The organism is Aeoliella fuhlenseeensis (genome assembly GCF_052161615.1).
Lineage (GTDB): Bacteria > Planctomycetota > Planctomycetia > Pirellulales > Lacipirellulaceae > Aeoliella.
In genome coordinates, this window is sequence record NZ_CP197417.1 from 4,052,989 (window position 1) to 4,068,257 (window position 15,269).

The 15,269-nt window shown below is 61.2% G+C and carries 11 protein-coding genes; 1 reads left to right on the forward strand and 10 read right to left on the reverse strand.

Going from position 1 to position 15,269, the window contains the following annotated elements; all coding sequences use genetic code 11:
- Window positions 1-11: 11 nt before the first annotated feature.
- From SH292x_RS15900 to SH292x_RS15915, 4 genes are all read right to left on the reverse strand, one after another.
- Window positions 12-770, reverse strand: coding sequence for a DUF1559 family PulG-like putative transporter (locus tag SH292x_RS15900; protein WP_442481994.1), 759 nt, complete (start codon window positions 768-770; stop codon window positions 12-14).
- Between the two features lie 78 nt (window positions 771-848).
- Window positions 849-1,799, reverse strand: coding sequence for a CPBP family intramembrane glutamic endopeptidase (locus tag SH292x_RS15905; protein ID WP_442485864.1), 951 nt, complete (start codon window positions 1,797-1,799; stop codon window positions 849-851).
- A gap of 142 nt (window positions 1,800-1,941) precedes the next feature.
- Window positions 1,942-2,739, reverse strand: coding sequence for an enoyl-CoA hydratase/isomerase family protein (locus SH292x_RS15910; protein WP_442481995.1), 798 nt, complete (start codon window positions 2,737-2,739; stop codon window positions 1,942-1,944).
- A gap of 196 nt (window positions 2,740-2,935) precedes the next feature.
- A complete protein-coding gene (locus SH292x_RS15915) occupies window positions 2,936-3,889 on the reverse strand; it encodes an acyclic terpene utilization AtuA family protein (protein WP_442481996.1) in 954 nt (317 codons plus the stop codon).
- A 373-nt stretch (window positions 3,890-4,262) separates the two neighbouring features.
- Here SH292x_RS15915 and SH292x_RS15920 point away from each other — a divergent pair, with 373 nt between their 5' ends.
- Entirely contained in the window at window positions 4,263-5,720 is a 1,458-nt protein-coding gene (locus tag SH292x_RS15920) for a sigma-70 family RNA polymerase sigma factor (protein ID WP_442485865.1), read from the forward strand.
- A gap of 93 nt (window positions 5,721-5,813) precedes the next feature.
- Here the strand turns inward: SH292x_RS15920 and SH292x_RS15925 are convergent, their stop codons facing one another.
- From SH292x_RS15925 to SH292x_RS15950, 6 genes are all read right to left on the reverse strand, one after another.
- Complete coding sequence (locus SH292x_RS15925) at window positions 5,814-6,743, reverse strand: serine/threonine protein kinase (protein WP_442481997.1); 930 nt, start codon at window positions 6,741-6,743, stop codon at window positions 5,814-5,816.
- A 160-nt stretch (window positions 6,744-6,903) separates the two neighbouring features.
- On the reverse strand, window positions 6,904-7,956 hold the full coding sequence (locus tag SH292x_RS15930; protein ID WP_442481998.1) for a ThiF family adenylyltransferase: 1,053 nt from the start codon (window positions 7,954-7,956) through the stop codon (window positions 6,904-6,906).
- A gap of 272 nt (window positions 7,957-8,228) precedes the next feature.
- Window positions 8,229-8,552, reverse strand: a complete 324-nt coding sequence (locus SH292x_RS15935) for a hypothetical protein (protein ID WP_442481999.1) — start codon at window positions 8,550-8,552, stop codon at window positions 8,229-8,231.
- Window positions 8,545-11,409 (reverse strand): excinuclease ABC subunit UvrA, encoded by a 2,865-nt coding sequence (gene uvrA / locus SH292x_RS15940; RefSeq protein ID WP_442482000.1) that lies wholly within the window; start codon window positions 11,407-11,409, stop codon window positions 8,545-8,547. The genes SH292x_RS15935 and uvrA overlap by 8 nt, the downstream gene beginning before the upstream one ends.
- Window positions 11,410-11,562: 153 nt before the next feature.
- On the reverse strand, window positions 11,563-12,264 hold the full coding sequence (locus SH292x_RS15945; RefSeq protein ID WP_442482001.1) for a PEP-CTERM sorting domain-containing protein: 702 nt from the start codon (window positions 12,262-12,264) through the stop codon (window positions 11,563-11,565).
- Window positions 12,265-12,563: 299 nt separating this feature from the next.
- Entirely contained in the window at window positions 12,564-15,209 is a 2,646-nt protein-coding gene (locus tag SH292x_RS15950) for a cation:proton antiporter domain-containing protein (protein ID WP_442482002.1), read from the reverse strand.
- Between the last annotated feature and the right edge of the window lie 60 nt (window positions 15,210-15,269).

The following is a 15,269-nucleotide window of genomic DNA, read 5'->3' on the forward strand; positions in this document are numbered from 1 at the left end:
GTCCTGCTTTGCTATTCAATCACTTCGCGTCCCGCAATGGTGAGCATCGCGCGGAGGTCCTCGGGGTCAACATCCATTTGAATCCCTTCGACACGGCCGTCCAAGAAACCGGCGATGAACACTTCCGGATGTCCCGTGCGCAGATTCTCGTCGGTGTTCTCAAACACAAAGTTCTCATCCACGTCTTCAGGCGACATCCAGTGAACCGCCTTGTCGGGAGATACTTCGACAATCGCCAGGGTATTCGAAAGTCCGTCTTTCACATCCGATAATTTGCGAGGAGTGCGACCATCGAACAGAAACTCTGGCCCGACGACAGCGAGGTACGTCGTCAGCTGCTCGTCCTCCTGCCACGAGCTAGGGCAGATGGGGAAAGGCGAGGGTATGTTGCGTGCCGCCTCGTTTTCGGGGGCATCCCAGGGTTTCGAGTAGTCGATCAGCTTGTGGACGGTGTTTCCCTCTATAAACGGCAGAATCAGTGCCCGCCAACTATGTAATTGATTGCCCTTTGCGTCGACACTATAAGCCGGCGGCAACTCACCGTGTACCTCCTGGTAGTTGTGCAGAGCCAGCAGGATCTGCTTGACGTTGTTTAGGCACGAATTATGACGCGCCGCTTCGCGGGCGCCCCGTCGCGCTGGTATCACGAGTAGCGACAGCCCGCCCAGTATCACCAGCACGAGAGCGACTTTACCCAACAGCGCCAGCGGACCGCTGACTGGTAGAGGTCCATGAGGCTGATCGGTGCTTTCGTAGGGGTTTTCGGTCATGGTCGTGCTCGCGTGTTATCTCATTCGTTCATTCGCCCCGAATAAGACGAATTATTGCTTCACTTGCCATGCTCGCAGCTACGAGAACGCCGCGATGGCGAAGCCAAAATTGATTGCGTTGAATAAGGCGTGTGCAAAGATGGCGGCGACGAGGCTGTGGGTTCGGCAGTAGAGATAACCCAAGAACAGCGAGAATACAAATATTCCGGCAGGGATGAAACTTTGGCTCAGGTGTGCCGCAGCGAAGGCGATGCTGGTTAGAAATACCGCTACGGCACCGCGAACCCATGGAGCCACGTCAACGATCTTCCGCCGATTGGAGTTGCCTCCAGGTGTGACAAGGAGCAGTCGCGTTTGCCTCTGCCACAAGCTGGCCATTCGCTCCAACCAGCCCTGCAGAAGGACCCGAAAGCTGATCTCCTCCACAACAGCGGCGGCCATAATCGAAGCAAATATAAGCAGCAGCATCGATCTGTTATTCAAAAACTCCTTGATCGCCTCCATGACGGGCTGCTGTTTGCCATCGCTAACCACGTAGATCAGTAACTGGGCACCAATCGCGGGGGCGACCGCGGCTAGGGCGGTAAAGCCTCCGAGCTTTAGGTCATCCATCAAGGCACTAATCGAACGAGGCAGGCCTAGAGCGGTCGGCAATGAACGCACCCTAAAGCGAATGAGAAGGACCATGATGACCGCAATCAGCAACATAATGGTCGCTTCAGCCGATAATAATGCCATCAAGTCGTTCGTCGCCATCGCTGAAGGCTTTCTTGGTGCACCCATACTAAGATGCCTTGACGCGACCGGCTTCTGCAGAAAGTACTCCTGAATGAACCACTTGAAACCCCACGGAAGTGTGGCAATTGCAATGGACGGTAGCAATCCCATGAGAAAACCCCACGGAGCCTGCTCCCTCTGGCGGTAAGGAATATTCACCTGACCCTGCCAGACGCGAATGATTCCCCAGATGCAAAAGCCTGTACTTGATAGGCAAACGAGCAAGGCGAGTCTGGCGCCATGTTCCGTCATGTCCACGTTGGACTCTCCTTGCTAGTAGGACTTCTCAAGTGCCCAGCGGTCGCACGACCAATCTCTAACCATAGGAAGCACCTAGTGTGGCTAAGAATACCTGACCCACTTGGCTAATCAAGTAGAATTGTTCTTCCGCCTCCTATTCCCACCGCGCCTCGCGCCCCTCGCGATGCGCCGCCATTCCTTCCCTCGCCGCATCTGTCGTGCGTGCCGTGGCTGTGGCGATGGCACCGCTGGCGAGGTCGGTAAAGAGTTTTTCGCCGACCGTCTCCAACAGAAGCCGCTTGGTCAGGCTCACCGCTTGCGGGGCGGAGGTGGCGCAGTGTTGGCCGATCTCCATGCCGCGGGCCCATAGCAGGTCGTGTTTCACCAGCTCATGGTAAATGCCGAGGCGATGGGCCTCGGCCGCATCGAACGATTGACCGGCGACTGCAAGCCTGGTCGCCGCCGCGGCACCGACGCGATACGCGACCAGCGGAGCCACAAGCCCGGCTACCAAACCGTGGCGTGCGTCAGGCACGCTCAGCTCCGCCGTGTCGCAGGCCAAGACCACATCGGCGGCCATCACGAGCGCTACGCCAAGCCCTGCGGCGGGGCCGTTCACCGTGGCGATCACCGGCTTGGGGAATCGAAGCAGTTCGGCCACCAAGTCGGCAATGGCGTCGGCCTCGTCGCCAAACTGCTCGTGCCGCTCCGCATCGCTCAACCCGCTGTCGACGTGAGCTCTCGCGAGTTCCGCGAGGTCTTGCCCCACCGAGAACACATCGCCGGCACCGGTGAGAATCGCGGCTCGCACGCGTTTCTCCTGGTACAGATCGCCAATCGCCTGCTGCAGCTCCTCCAGCATCGCGCGGCTGATCGCGTTGCCCGCTTCGGGGCGATTCAGAATGATCGTGCCAACGGGAGGCGTGACTTTGACTTCGACAAAACCGGACATGTTGCTTCTCAAACAAAAGTTGGCCACGAAAAGGAACGAAAAGACACAAAAAGGTATTGGTTGGGAATCACAGCGAAACAGACCTTACGTTCGCCAAGTTGATCCTATCACTCGCTCTCGGCTCAACGCAGTCGCATTTCATTTTCGTGCCTTTTCCCACCTCTTCGTGGCTATCCCCGCACCCTCATCAAATCTTCTACCGTTTTCTGCCAAGCCACCGTCGCGCCGGCCGGACCGAAGCGTCCCAGTCTACCAAGGTCTTGCTGATGGTGGTGGGCCAGTCGTGGAGCGTGTCGGAGTCGGTCTCGCAATAGCGAAGCTCCACGGCATAACGACCCGTCGGTGGATGACCTAAGACGCCAAGGAGCGTGTACTTGTTCGCTGCGACCATTTCCCATCGCGCGCCGTCGAGATCGACCCCCACATCAGGGTTCACTTTGCCACAACCGAGTTCACTGCGTTGATGCGCTAGGGCATCGTTCAGTTGCTCGATGCCAATCGTGGGAAGCGCAGCCACTACTACTTCGCCACCCTCACTTACTTCCATCCACAGCGGCGCGGCTTGCCGGGGTTCTTCCACCACGCGGGCGAGCGTGACCAGCGTTGCGAGGCGGTTCCAGTCGTGGGCATCGAGTTCGAGTCGCTCGTAAGCCGCAGCCAAGGCCAGAGAGCCCGGTGCCATCTCGGTGGAAATAACAATACGGGCTGACGATTCGCTCGCGTCCACCAGTGGCGCGGCACCGAGTTCGATGTACGCCGTTTCCAGCAGCACATCGTCGTCGAGCTCGTCACCTGTCTCGGCGTGGGCGAACGTCTCGCCACCCGCGAGCCACTCGACGATCGTCGTCGCCGTGGCGGTCGACTGGACACGGCCGATGGTCACTTCGTCGAGCCGCGACTCGGCGAGCAAGCGGGCGACTTCGCGGGTGACTTTTCGCACGGCCGCGGGGTCGACCGACGCAATCACTTGAAGTTCTGGCTCGAGGAACAGCTCGCGCCGGAGCTCGCGCATCGCGTCGAGCAGCCACTCACCGCCGTCGCGATGGCGGGGAGAACTGGGGAGGACAATCGCCCGCGTGTCGGACGCCCCCGCCAGCACTTGGCGGAGCGATGAGCTCGGGGAACCGTGCGGCAGGCAGGCGATGTGCATGGCTGGGCTGGGCTGGAGATTCGTGGACGCGGTCAACAAGCCGATGTCGTGTTTTGGCAACGCCAGTCGGCACCCATTGTGGTGAAAGGACGACGCCGGTCGCAGCGAATGGACGCGGATGCGGTTTCGCCTCGTGCTGTAAGTCTCGCAGCCACAAGCACTTGGGTCAAGTGCTGAACTTCGTGGCAGGGCACTGGCGCGGGGCGTGCATTAGGTGGGCAGCAGAGCTTTTCTTCTCTCTCGTCGCCCCGAGCCCAAGGATTTCGCCGTGCCACGCTCACGCACTGCCGCTAAGACAGCCGCCCCCCGCACCGGACGCCCCCAACCTGGCTCGCGTAAGCCCGGCCGTCCCGCGAAGCCGAGCCGCCCGCAGCTGGACGACGAAGTAGACTTCGAAGACGAGGTCACCTACTCGGAAGAAACCGACGTCGATGACGGCTCGCACATCGACGATCCGGTGCGGATGTACCTGATGCAGATGGGCGAGATCCCGATGCTCAATCGTCAGCAGGAAATCACCGCCGCCAAGAACATCGAAGGGGCACGCCTCAAGTTCCGCCGCACGATGCTGTGCAACGACTACGTGTTGCACGCCGCGGCGGCGTTGTTGGAGAAGGTCGAGCGGGGCGAGCTGCGACTGGACCGCACCATCGAGATCTCGGTGACCAACACCACGGAGAAGAAGCGAATCCTCAAGCGAATCGGTCCGAACTTGGCGACCATCCGCCAGTTGCTCGCCAAGAATAGCGAAGACTACGTGATTGCCATCGATCGTCAACGACCCATCAGCGAACGCCGTCTGGCGTGGCGGAGCCTGATCGTCCGTCGCAACAAGGTGATTCGCCTGGTGGAGGAGATGAACCTTCGCCTACAGAAGCTGCTCCCCGCGATGGACGAGCTGCATCAGATTGGTCACCGCATGGCGACCATCAAGCAGCAGCTCACCGAGCCCGATGGCGTTCATGGCCAGAGCTACCACGTCGAGCTGCTACACGAACTCCGCTACCTGATGCGGATCACCCACGAGAGCCCCGCAACGCTCGCTCACCTAGTGGCCCGCACCGTCGAACGCCGCGCCACCTACGACGCGGCCAAGCGTAAGCTATCCGCCGCCAACCTGCGTCTGGTGGTTTCGATTGCCAAGCGTTATCGCAACCGTGGGCTGAGCTTCCTCGACCTGATTCAGGAAGGCAACACCGGTCTGATGCGTGCGGTCGATAAGTTTGAGTACGCCCGCGGCTACAAGTTCTCGACCTACGCCACGTGGTGGATTCGCCAAGCGATCACCCGGGCTATCGCCGATCAAAGCCGGACGATTCGCCTGCCGGTTCACATGATCGACACGATGAGCAAGATTCGTGCGGCATCGCTCGACTTCTTCCAAATCCACGGCCGCGAGCCCAACCCTGAGGAAGTAGCCGAGAAGCTCAGCATGTCGGTCGACGATGCCCGCTGCATTCTGAAGATGACCCGTCAGCCATTGTCGCTCGATCAACCCGTGGGCGATCATGAAGACAACTACTTCGGCGAGTTCCTGGAAGAAGGCCGCGACGACGATCCACTGTACGACACTCACCTCGAAGCCTTGAAGAATCGCCTGCACGACGTGATGAGCGAGCTATCGTACCGCGAACGCGAAATCATCCGCCTTCGCTATGGCCTGGCCGATGGCTACAGCTACACGCTCGAAGAAGTCGGCAAGATCTTCAGCGTCACCCGCGAACGCGTCCGTCAGATCGAGTCGAAGGCCGTCCGCAAGCTGCAGCAACCCTTCCGCGCCCGCTCGCTCCACAGCTTCCTCGACGGCGTCGAAGAACCCGTAGTGGAGTAAACTGTGGAGTAAATTGTCCCACCCCGTGCATTCATCCTCCCTCAGCGCTAGCCCTCGACGAAAGTCGAGGGTTAGTGTGTTTACAGAGGATGTTTACGCACTCTTTGGCAACACGAACGTGTCGATCTCGAGCCTTACGAGCTGCTCAACCAGTTCGCGATAACTCATCCCGCGCCGCATTGGGTCTTTGCCCAGCAGCGTGTGAACGAGCGACGCCACGGCTTTCGGCATGTGTGGGCAGAGGCTGCGAATGCAAGGAGGCTTTTGTCCACGATGCTGGGCGACGAGTTCCGCCGGGTCTTGGCTCGTAAACGGTGGCCGGCCCGAGAGCATCTCGTACATCACGACGCCCAGACTGTATTGATCGCTCGCGGGACCAGCGGCGTAGGCGCTGGTCACCACTTCGGGGGCGATGTAGGTCAGGCTGCCAACTACGGGACGAATCATCGCGCCGTGATCGTCCCCTTCACCCCGCGCGAATCCAAGGTCGATAAGCGTCACGTGCCCGGTGGACGAGATCATCACGTTCTCGGGCTTTACGTCCCCATGCACCATGCGAACCGAGTCATCAATGGCGGCGAGCCCCTCGGCAATCTGGCGAACGATCCACAGCACCTCGCTGAGTCCCGGCACCCAGCCCGAGTCGAGACGATCACGCAGCGTCATTCCTTCGAGTAGCGGCATCGCGGCATAGAACGGCGGCTGGCGGACGTTCGCCGACAGGATGGGCACCACGTGCGGGTGCGAAACTTTGGTCCCCACCATCACTTCGCGGCGGAACATCTCGATGGCCGACGTGTCGCGCCACCACTCCTTGCGAAGCATCTTCACCATGTAGGCGACCGGCTGCGATTCGCACGCATCGGCAGGCCGAGCGGTGTAAAGCCGCGCAAAGGTAGTCTCCGCCACCTGCCGCACCAACTGCCACGGCCCCGCACGTCCGACGAGTTTTCGTCGGAGTGGAGCTTCGGGCGCAGCGGCGATCTTCACGAGGCGGGTCGTTTCCGAAACCGAAGTCGTCATGTCGAGTCCATCAAGGCATCGCGGCGCGCAGGAAGAGACGGGATTCGCGCCGCCAAATGAGTCTGGGTCTTACGACAAAATCGGTTGTATCGCCTGCGGACGTTAACCCTTGCGGCGAATCGACCGCGTGCTAGCAGAAGGTGGGTAAGAGGGCGAGAGTTTACTGCCCCACGAGCGCCGATAGCACGCTCCGAGCCACCCCAATATCATCCGTCCCCGCCACAATCGCTCGACCATCGGGGAAGAGCGTGACCGTGTACTTGTCGGTCTCGGCACGAAGCAGGTACTCGTTCGCGAACACGTCGGCCACGGGTTCAAGCGTCCTGGCCATCGCCGCAAGGTCGAGCGTTCGCGGCGAATCGGGGCGGAGCTGCACGGCGTTGCGGCCGCAGAGCACCGCGGCTTGGCTGCCGCGCCGGCCTTCGAGCCACTCGAAGTCGAGCTTGGCGCATGCTCGGCAGGTTCCGGCTTCCTTGAGCTTTGCTAAGTCGACTTGCCGGAATGTGTTCCGCCAAAGGTCGAAGATCGACAGCTTGCGACTGCAATCACTCGTATTGCCGCTGAGGATTTTCATCGCTTCGGCGGCCTGAATCGCGGCGACAACGTTCACCGCGGGGCCAAGCACGCCGGCCGTATCGCAGGTGGGCGTCGTCCCCGGCGGTGGGGGTTCGGCGAGCAGGCACGCCAGGCACGCCGTCTCGCCCGGCAGGATGGTCATCGACTGCCCCTCGGCACCAATCACACCGCCATACACCCACGGCTTGCCACTCGCGAGTGCGAAGTCGTTGAGCAGGAACCGAATCTCGAAGTTGTCGGTACCATCGACCAGCACGTCGCAGTCGTCGGCCAGGTCGGCGATGTTCTTGAACGTCACATCGGCCACGACCGGCTCGACTTCAACCTGGGAGTTGATCGCCCGAAGTTTGTTCGCCGCCGCGATCGCTTTGGGGAGTCCGGCCTTCACGTCCGCTTCGTCAAACAGCGCCTGCCGCTGGAGATTCGAGAGTTCCAAGAAATCGCGATCGACCACCCGCACGTGCCCAACGCCAGCGCGAACGAGCGTGCCAGCAATCGCCGACCCGAGCGCCCCGCACCCACACACGAGCGCCCGCCCGCCGACCAAACGCCGCTGCCCTTCGACCCCCAGCGGCGCGTACCGCACCTGCCGCGAGTAGCGGTCGAGAGCGTCGTCGGGCATGGGGTCGTGGGACATGGCAGGTCAATTTCTTTGGAGTTAACTAGTCGTCGCTAGACTGCGATTCTAGGGATCATCCCTATCTCAAGAGTATTGATCAATTGCCACAAGAATGCACAACAACACACAAAGAGACAACTATGGACACGCTGCCAAGCTGTGAGAGCGACTATCAACCTGACTGAATTCTTTTTGTGAGTTCTCGTGCCTTTTCGTGGCTATAGTGGTTGGCTTGGGTTTTCAGTCCTGCGAGATTCGTGAAGCTAAGTGGATTGGAGTTCTCTCCTTCTTCACTTCTTCTTCAGCTCTACTCTAGTTTCAAAGTCTATTGAGCGTAGGCCTTGCTGTTCGGACCACAACTCCAGCTCATAATCCATCTTCAACTCAGCCGTCGAGTAGCACGGGTCAACAACCATGGCGACCAGCGTCCCGTTGTCGTGAAGCTTGAGCACAAACTCCGCCGGCAGCGTCCGCGCTCGTTCGCAATAGGGACCTCGCATAACTCCCCCAATGCTTGCCTCTTCGCCGAGTGGTCCATTCAGCTCCGGCGTGACAACCAGCACCGCCAGGGTTTCGTCGGCCGACGTGCATACTATGGTAGCGCCGCTAATCAAGTTCGCTCTCCTGCCGGCGGGCCTCGGCCACCGCTCGGGCTTGGCGGTCGAGCGCTATTTTCAGCACTCGACCCGTTGCCGACGCCGCGACTTTGGCCACTTGCTCGGGAGTCCCCGTAGCCACCACGCGGCCACCATCGCCCGCGGCACCGGGACCAATATCAATGATATAGTCGGCGGCCTGCAGCAGCGGAACATTGTGCTCAATCACCAGCACTGAGTGCCCCACGTCGATCAGCGCGTCGAAGCAATCGACCAGTTGCACCACGTCCGAAAAGTGCAAACCGGTGGAAGGCTCGTCGAGGATGAACAGCGTCCGGCCTTGCCGTTTCGTCGACAAGTAGCCAGCGAGTTTCAGCCGCTGGGCTTCGCCACCCGACAGCGTGTTGGCAGGTTGGCCGAGCGTGACGTAATGCAGCCCCACGTCGAGCAGGCACTTGAGCTTCGCCTGCAGTTTGGGATGGCCGCGGAAGAAACGAAACGCGTCGTACACCGTCATGTCGAGCACTTCGTCGATCGGCACGCCACGGTACAGCACGTCGAGCACCTCGGGCCGATAACGCCGACCCTGACAGTCGCCACACGTCATGTAAACATCGGCGAGGAACTGCATGTCGACTTCAATCTGCCCCGCGCCGCCACATCGCTCGCACCGTCCACCTTCGACGTTGAAGCTGAAGTGGCTCGCTGTGAGACCCTTGAGCGAGGCCTCGGGCTGTTCGGCGAACACGGCGCGGATGGGATCGAACGCTTTAACGTAGGTCACCGGGTTCGACCGAGGTGATCGCGCCACCGGCGATTGATCGACCAGCACAACGTCTTCGAGCTGCCCCGCACCCAACAAATCATCGTACGCGGCGGGTGGTTGGTCGACTTTTCCGTTCGCTTTGTAAAGTCGTTCGGCGAGGGCTGGGTACAGCGTTTGTTCAACCAGCGTGCTCTTCCCCGCGCCACTGACGCCGGTGACCGCCACGAAGATGCCGAGTGGAAACTCGACGTTGATTTTCTTGAGGTTATTGCCCCGCGCGCCGACCAGCTTCAGCATGCCACTCGTCGCGGGCCGGCGGTTCGATGCATCGCCCAGCAGTCGCCGTCCCGCGAGCCAATCGCCGGTGAGCGTCCCCTCGGTCGTGGTGAGCGCCGATGGAGGGCCCTGAAAAACGATGGTTCCCCCTTCGGTCCCCGCGAGCGGGCCAAACTCCACCACTTGGTCGGCACCCGTGATCAGCGTTTCGTCGTGCTCGACCACCAGCACGGTGTTGCCTCGATCTCGAAGTTTGCGAATCGAGTCGAGCAGCCGTAGCGAGTCGGTGCGATGAAGTCCGCTGGTTGGTTCGTCGAGCACGTACAGCATGTCGACGAGCGCCGAGCCGAGCGTGGTGGTCATTGCCACGCGCTGCGCTTCGCCCGTGCTGAGCGTCCGCAGTGGTCGGCCGAGCGTCAGGTAATCAACGCCCACTTCCGCCAGATAGCCCAACCGCGGCAGCACGTCGGCGAGCATTCGCCCGGCAATCTTATTTTTCGCTTCATCGAGCGACAGCCCGTTGAGCCACGCCAGCGCGTCGCGAATCTCCATCGCGTAAACATCGGCCAGGCTTTTGCCCGCGAGCTTCACGGCAAGGGCCTCGGGACGAAGCCTCGCCCCGCCGCACGCCGGGCAGTCGCTGTAAGATCGCCACCTGCTGAGAAACACCCGCAGGTGCATCTTGTACTTGCGTTTTTCGAGCCACTGAAAGAACCCGTCGAGCCCGCCGAAGTTGTGCTCGCGAACGCCGTGCTCGACAATCGCCCGCTCCGTGTCGGTCAGTTCTTTCCAAGGCACGTCCACGCGAAGGTTACAAGCATCGGCGAGTGCCAACAGTTCGTCGAGCTCGTGAGCGTAGGCCGGCGTGTTCCATGGCGCAACGGCACCTTCCTTCAAGCACTTGGTCGTGTCGGGCACCACCTTGGCCATGTCGATCTCCGACACGCTGCCAAATCCCTCGCAAAGCGAGCACGCACCTAGCGGACTGTTGAAGTCGAGCAGGCGCGGCTCGGGTCTCACCGCGGCGAGGTCGCATTTGGCGCAGTGCAGATCCGTGCGATAGTCGCGGCGGGTCCAAGGTCGACCATCGATGCTCAGCGGTCCTTTATCATCGGCCAGCAACACCACGCACTCGCCGCGCCCTTCGCCGAGCGCGGTCTCGACTGCTTCCTGCACGCGGCTCGATTCGGTCGTGCCGGCGGCGATGCGATCCACCACGACGAGCACCATCTTGTCACCGCCTAGTTCCTCAGGGCCGACTTCGTCAACACTCGTCGTCCGATCGCCGGCGACGAGCCGTAGAAAGCCCGCCTCGCGCAAGTCGGCGAGCGCTGCCCCCGACTCGTCTCCGACTAGGTCTTCGCGGGTGTAGCACACCATCACGCGCGTACCGGCTTCGAGCGTGGCAATCTCGCCGGCGATCGACTCGGCCGAATGCTCGTCGACCACGCTGCCGCAGTTCACGCAATAGACAGTCCCCGCGCGGGCGTAGAGCAGCCGTAGGTAGTCGGCGACCTCGGTCGACGTGGCGACGGTGGTGCGGTTCGACCGACTGCCGTTTTGCTGCGTCACCGCGATGGTCGGCGGTACGCCATCGATGCGATCGGCGTCGGGTTTGTCGAGCTGCTCCAGAAACTGCCGAGTGTAGGCCGAAAAGCTTTCGATGTACCGCCGCTGCCCTTCGGCGTGCAGCGTATCGATGGCCATGCTGGTCTTGCCGCTGCCCGACACGCCGCAGAAAACGGTGAGCTCGCCCCGCGCAAGGTCGAGGTCCACCTCGCGCAGGTTATGCGTTCGCGCTCCCCGAACCACGATCGGCTGCTTGGCATTCATACGGCACGCGATCCACTGGCCCGCAAAAACCGTTCATGGTAGGCGAAACCGTCGCGGGTCGCCAGTCGCACCGCAAATCTACCAAAAAACCCCACCACCAGCCGCGCGGGGCCGGTGATGGGGCGTGCCTCTTGTTCGAATTCTCACTCGCCGCTAGCGGCCGCGGCGGCGGACCATGCCAACCATCGCGAGTCCGGCGAGACCCACCATTACCACGGTGCTCGGCTCCGGAACTTGCAGCAGCGAGATCTCGGCAAACTGGAAGTTCGTCGGTGCGTTGCCATCGTAGCGAACCAGATCGCGAATGATCACCACGTACGCGGCGAACGGATCGCTCTCGGGAAACAACTGCGCCGGAGTCACCACACCGCGACCATCATTCACCGTCGCGAAGGACGGAACACCGGTCGCGCCGTTGTACACTTCCGTAAGATCACCCGCGGTGGCCAGCGAGGCAATATCGCTTGCGGTGCCGGCCAGGTTCGTGCCGAAGATCTGCACAACGCCCGGGTCACGGCTCGCGAAGTCGTTCGCCGTCATGAACTGCACACCACCAATCGCGGCCGGCGCGTCAAGAACGACAACAAAACCAGTCGGGTTGAAGGCCTGCTCGCCATTGTCGTTGAGGCCAGCACCCGTGAAGCTCAGGTACTTGCTACCCGAGCTCGCGCTGTCGTCGATCGCTTTGTCCGGGCCTTCGGCACCGGGGAAGTTGGTGAAGGGGTCGAGCGAGCCATCCGCCAGATTCAACTGCGTGGCGGCGACATCGTCGCCCGCGTTCGTGACGTCGGTGAATACCGCGCGGGCTTGGTTTCCTGCGAAGAGCGCGCAGGCGCATACAACTAGAACACTCATAGCTCTCATGAGGCAAACATCTCCTGCTGCAAGAATCGAATGGTGCAGACTTCGAGGAAAGAAGAAAGGCGGGACGTGACGCACCCTCCGCGCGACACGCAACAATAAACTTTTCGCCTGCACCGGTATTACTCCGCAGGATCGCATTTCGTCACGTGCAAAAATGCCGGCTCCCGAAAATGCGGCAGAAATCCCCGAACGGCTTCGGAAACCCGCGTGACATACGGAGAATTCGCGACTACTAGAAAACCGGTAGTGCGACTACCCGCTACCCCCGCGACGACATCTTGCACGGCGTTCTACAGGGTGGTGACGTGCAAGTCCAAGTTCTCGAGGACTTCCATCGCCGAGTTTGCCCGCATCAGGGTGTCCCGTTGCGTCGGCGTGCCGCACGCCCGGGAGATTTGGCTTAAGAGGGCGAGCTGCAGCTCGGGTTTATCCAATGGCGTCAGCAGCAAGAAGATCAAATGCACTTCGACGTCCGTATCGTCGCCGAACAACACCCCTTCATGCGATCTACCGAACACCACGATCGGGTGCTGAAGTCCCGACACCCGCGCGTGAGGCACCCCCACGCCATCGCCCAAGTTGGTCGAGTGCTCCGACTCGCGTTCCAGGACCAACTGCACAACGTCCTCGGCGCTCGTGCCCGAAGGCAGCGAGTAGGCGGGCACCGTGCTCACCAGTTCTTGAATCGCCACGTCAACCGTGTGTGCGGCAAGTTCCAGTTGCACGCCACCTCGCTCCAGCGCGTCGGCCACGCGGATCTCGGCTTCGCGCGGGTACTCGTCTTCGATCTGTCCCACCACTTGCTCGAGAATGTCCTCACGCGTGATTAGCCCCACGAGTTGCCCGTTGCTCTCGACCGCGTAGATGGACACGCCATCGGCCTGCATCCGCGACAACACGTCGTTCACCGTCTCGTCGGCCGAAACCGCCGTCAGCGGGCGAACCAACGACAACCAGTCGGCTTCTTCCGCCCGCGAGATCAGGTCGCGCGTCAACAGGTACCCAATGGCTTGGCCAGTGCGAGGGTCGATCACGGGCCAACGCGAGAAACGCTCCTCGGCCACTTGCTTCATAACCGCCGTGTGCGACATTGACCGCGACAGCCAGCGGACATTCGACCACGGCACCATCACGCTTCGCACCTTCTGCGTGTGGATGCTAGCTACGTTCTCCATGATCAGTTGCATCCGCAAATCGTTCAGCTTGTGCTCGGCCGCCTGACGATGCACGCCCGTGTCGGCGAGCACCAACCTCGCGAGCGCGAGCGCCGCTTCCCCCTCTTCGAACACCGCGGCGCTCGCGCCGCTTTGCTCCAAGATGGTTCGCTCCTGCAAGTAGCGCGCACGAACGAGAATCCGCGCGTCGGGATTCAGATCGCGAGCCGCTGTGACCACGGCCGCTCGTGCGCCCGCTTCGGGGAGCGTGACGATGATATGCGTCGCCCGCTTGGCACCGGCTTGCTCGAGGATTGCCTTGTTCGAGGCGTTGCCAAACACGGCGACACGGCCCGAGCCGACAAGCGTTTGAATCGTCTCCATGTTCAGGTCGACCACCACCGTCATAATGCCCGACTCTTGCAGCGTCCGGTCCACGGTCCGGCCCACCGGTCCGTAACCAATCACCACCGCCATGTTCGGCTTGTCGTCTGAGTAGGCCTTGAGGCGTGTGACCGACTCGAAGTTAGCGAGCAGTCCCTTCCGCTCCGCGCGAGCGTTCAGCAGATTCCACAACCGCGGATGGCGAATCAACCAGTGCTCAATCTGCGGAATGTACCGGAAGATGAGCGGATTCACCGTGATCGAAAAAATGGCCGACGCCACTAGCACGTTGTAACCATCGGCGGTCACCATGCCATATTTCTTGCCCAAGTCCGCCAGAATGAACGAGAATTCGCCGATCTGCGCGAGGCCCAATGCCACGGTGATGGCCGTCCGCGAGGGATGCCCGAGAAATGCCACGATGGCTAGCGCCGCGAGCGGTTTCGCGATCAAAATGATGCCAAGCGCCGCCACAATCAGCAGGGGCTGCTCCAGCACAAAGTGCGGATTGAACAGCATGCCTACCGCGACGAAGAACAACACCGAGAACGCATCGCGAAGTGGCAGCACGTCGGCACCCGCTTGATGAGCCACCGGCGACTGCGCTACGACCATGCCGGCAAGAAACGCCCCTAAAGCCATCGACACGCCAAAGATATAGTACGAACCCGCCGCGATCGCGATCGACAGCACCAGCACGGTGAGCGTGAACAATTCGCTCGACCTTAGTCGAGCGACGCGCACCAGCACCCACGGCACAAACCGCGCGCCGCCGATCATCACCACCGCCACCAGCGCCCCGAGTTTGATGAACGCCATCCCGAGCGCAATCCACAGCGGCGTGGCGGCTACGGCATGCTCCGGGTCGACGTTCGGATCGGTCCCGAGCGCCGGAATCAGCACCAACAGCACGACGGTCAGAATGTCCTCGACAATCAGCCATCCCACCGCGATATGCCCCTGCGGCGAGTTCAGCACGTTGGCGTCCATCAACACCCGCATCAGCACCACCGTGCTGGCGACGGCCATCGCCATACCGAGCACCGCACCGGTTTTCAGCGGCATCCCGAGCGCCGTAAAGATGACAATGCCCGCGATGGTCGCTACCAGGCTTTGGCCAATGGCCCCTGGAATGGCCACCCCTCTAACCCGTAACAGATCATCGACATGAAAGTGCATGCCGACGCCGAACATCATCAAGATCACGCCGAGCTCGGCGAGTTGATGGGCAATCTCTGGATCGCCGACGAAACCCGGTGAATACGGCCCGATTACCACACCAGCTAGCAAGTACCCCACAATCGGCGACAGCCGCATCTTTTGCGTCAGTAAACCCAAAACCCACGCCGCGGTGAAACCGGCTGCGATCGTTGCAATCAGTGAGGGATGATCTTCCATACGCGCAGCACGATGTCCGTCTCGAAGTGGTAGCCTGTCTCGCCGTCCGTGCGATTGTAG